A 223-nucleotide genomic window follows, 5' to 3' on the forward strand; every position below is an offset into this window, starting at 1 on the left:
CGCGGCTGGGTGCGCGTGGACGGTGTGCCGGCCTCGGTCGGGCAGCAGGTCGGCCCGCAGGCACGCATCGAGGTGGACCGCGCCGCCCAGGGCCGCCAGCGCGACCAGGTGACGATCCTGCTGCACAAGCCGGTGGGCTACGTGAGCGGCCAGGCCGAGGACGGCCACCGGCCGGCGGCAAGCCTGATCGGCCCGCGCACCCACTGGCAGGGCGACGCCAGCC

The 223-nt window shown here is 77.1% G+C and carries 1 pseudogene; it reads left to right on the forward strand.

The window, feature by feature from the left end:
- Window positions 1–223 (forward strand): annotated as a pseudogene (locus A612_RS12540) (pseudouridine synthase); the annotation flags it as partial.

This window comes from Melaminivora alkalimesophila (genome assembly GCF_000282995.1).
Taxonomy (GTDB): Bacteria; Pseudomonadota; Gammaproteobacteria; order Burkholderiales; family Burkholderiaceae_C; genus Melaminivora; species Melaminivora alkalimesophila.